The 3,145-nt window shown below is 53.0% G+C and carries 2 rRNA genes; both read right to left on the bottom strand.

The features are described from left to right. Window positions 1-72 precede the first annotated feature (72 nt). Window positions 73-181: ribosomal RNA gene (rrf, locus tag KIV10_RS13740) — 5S ribosomal RNA — on the bottom strand. A 187-nt stretch (window positions 182-368) separates the two neighbouring features. Then, window positions 369-3,145: ribosomal RNA gene (locus KIV10_RS13745) — 23S ribosomal RNA — on the bottom strand; the annotation flags it as partial.

Raw genomic sequence — 3,145 nt, forward strand, 5'->3', positions numbered from 1 at the left:
AGAATTTCAGTTAATCTTTCTCGATCTGTTGCATAAAAAAAGTCCCCTCCGTTTCTTGGAGGGGACTCTAAAGGAAGGCGGCGACCTACTCTCCCACGGGATGCAGTACCATCGGCGCAAACGGGCTTAACTTCTCTGTTCGGAAAGGTAAGAGGTGAGCCCCGTCGCTATAACCACCTTAGTTTTAAGTTTAAAAGTTTGGATCTTACAGGTTTAAGAGCTATTCTCATAAACACAGACCACTGAACTTATAAACTGTCCGCCATCGGCGGACAAATATCTTGACATAGGGGAAACGAACAATAGGGGAAAAGCCGGACTTGCCAAAAAAAAGAGTTGCTCCCCCGCCCCTGCGGGCGGGGTGCGGCGTACATAAGCTTACGGGCTATTAGTACCGCTCGGCTGGGACATTGCTGCCCTTGCACCTGCGGCCTATCGACGTGGTGGTCTCCCACGGCCCTTTAAAGAAATCTCATCTTGCGGTGGGTTTCGCGCTTATATGCTTTCAGCGCTTATCCCTTCCCGACGTAGCTACCCAGCGGTGCCCCTGGCGGGACAACTGGTGCACCAGCGGTCGGTCCAATCCGGTCCTCTCGTACTAGGATCAGATCCGCTCAAATTTCTTGCGCCCACTGTAGATAGAGACCGAACTGTCTCACGACGTTCTGAACCCAGCTCGCGTGCCACTTTAATGGGCGAACAGCCCAACCCTTGGGACCTTCTCCAGCCCCAGGATGTGACGAGCCGACATCGAGGTGCCAAACCCCCCCGTCGATGTGAGCTCTTGGGGGAGATCAGCCTGTTATCCCCGGCGTACCTTTTATCCTTTGAGCGATGGCCCTTCCATGCGGAACCACCGGATCACTATGCTCTACTTTCGTACCTGATCGACTTGTGGGTCTCTCAGTCAAGCTCCCTTATGCCATTGCACTCTCCACACGATTGCCAACCGTATTGAGGGAACCTTTAGAAGCCTCCGTTACTCTTTTGGAGGCGACCACCCCAGTCAAACTACCCACCAAGCACTGTCCCCTTTTGTGAAGGGTTAGACTTCAGACAAGCAAAGGGTGGTATTTCAACAATGGCTCCACGACGCCTGGCGACGCCGCTTCAAGGCCTCCCACCTATCCTACACATTACTTGTCCAAAACCAATACTAAGCTATAGTAAAGGTGCACGGGGTCTTTTCGTCCCACAGCGGGTAATCGGCATCTTCACCGATACTACAATTTCACCGAGCTCATGGCTGAGACAGTGTCCAGATCGTTACACCATTCGTGCAGGTCGGAACTTACCCGACAAGGAATTTCGCTACCTTAGGACCGTTATAGTTACGGCCGCCGTTTACCGGGGCTTCAATTCAATGCTTCTCCGAAGATGACATCTCCTCTTAACCTTCCGGCACCGGGCAGGTGTCAGGCCCTATACTTCATCTTTCGATTTTGCAGAGCCCTGTGTTTTTGATAAACAGTCGCCTGGACCTCTTCACTGCGGCCCCCATCGCTGGGGGCGACCCTTCTCCCGAAGTTACGGGTCGATTTTGCCTAGTTCCTTAGCCATGAATCTCTCGAGCTCCTTAGAATTCTCATCCCAACCACCTGTGTCGGTTTAGGGTACGGGCTGCCTCGCTCGCTTTTCTTGGAAGTCGATACAATGGATTATCACCTTGGCCGGAGCCTCGGTGTACTATCGCCGTGTTGCCACTGGCTTCAACGCACTATTCCGTCAGTGCGCACCATCTTTTCGCCTCCGTCGCTTCTGGCGCGGGCAGGTACGGGAATATTAACCCGTTGTCCATCCACTACCCCTTTCGGGTTCGCGTTAGGCCCCGACTAACCCCCAGCTGATTAGCATAGCTGGGGAAACCTTGGTCTTTCGGAGTGCGGGTTTCTCGCCCGCATTATCGTTACTTATGCCTACATTTTCTTTTCCGTACGCTCCAGCATGCCTCGCGGCACACCTTCGGCGCGTACGGAATGCTCCCCTACCACTAATTATAAATTAGTCCATAGCTTCGGTAGATAGTTTATGCCCGATTATTATCCATGCCGGACCGCTCGACTAGTGAGCTGTTACGCACTCTTTAAATGAATGGCTGCTTCCAAGCCAACATCCTAGCTGTCTGTGCAGTCCAACCTCGTTTTTTCAACTTAACTATCATTTGGGGACCTTAGCTGATGGTCTGGGTTCTTTCCCTCTCGGACATGGACCTTAGCACCCATGCCCTCACTGCTGACCAACATTTCATAGCATTCGGAGTTTGTCAGGAATTGGTAGGCGGTGAAGCCCCCGCATCCAATCAGTAGCTCTACCTCTATAAAACTATATGTCAACGCTGCACCTAAATGCATTTCGGGGAGTACGAGCTATTTCCGAGTTTGATTGGCCTTTCACCCCTACCCTCAGGTCATCCCAAGACTTTTCAACGTCAACGGGTTCGGTCCTCCACTGTGTGTTACCACAGCTTCAACCTGCCCAAGGGTAGATCACACGGTTTCGCGTCTACCACTGCCAACTAACGCGCCCTGTTCAGACTCGCTTTCGCTGCGGCTCCGGCACTCAATGCCTTAACCTCGCTGGCAACGGTAACTCGTAGGCTCATTATGCAAAAGGCACGCCGTCACCACAATGTGGCTCCGACCGCTTGTAGGCGCATGGTTTCAGGTTCTGTTTCACTCCGTTGTTCACGGTTCTTTTCACCTTTCCCTCACGGTACTGGTTCACTATCGGTCTCTCAGGAGTATTTAGCCTTGGCGGATGGTCCCGCCGGATTCATACAGGGTTTCACGTGCCCCGCACTACTCAGGGTACCGCTATCGATAACGCTCCTTGCCTATACCGGGCTGTCACCGTCTATGGCCACGCTTTCCAACGTGTTCTAGTTCATCGCGCATCGAATGTCGCGGCCCTACAACCCCGGACGGTCCGTAAACCGCCCGGTTTGGGCTAGTCCGAGTTCGCTCGCCGCTACTATCGGAATCACTGTTGTTTTCTCTTCCTCCGGGTACTTAGATGTTTCAGTTCCCCGGGTTCGCCCCCTTTCGGGTACCGTATCTTCAATACGGTGGGTTGCCCCATTCGGATACCTGCGGATCGACCTGTATGTGCCAGTCCCCGCAGCTTTTCGCAGCTTATCACGTCCTTC

The sequence above is a fragment of the Aequorivita echinoideorum genome (genome assembly GCF_018476645.1).
Taxonomy (GTDB): Bacteria; Bacteroidota; Bacteroidia; order Flavobacteriales; family Flavobacteriaceae; genus Aequorivita; species Aequorivita echinoideorum.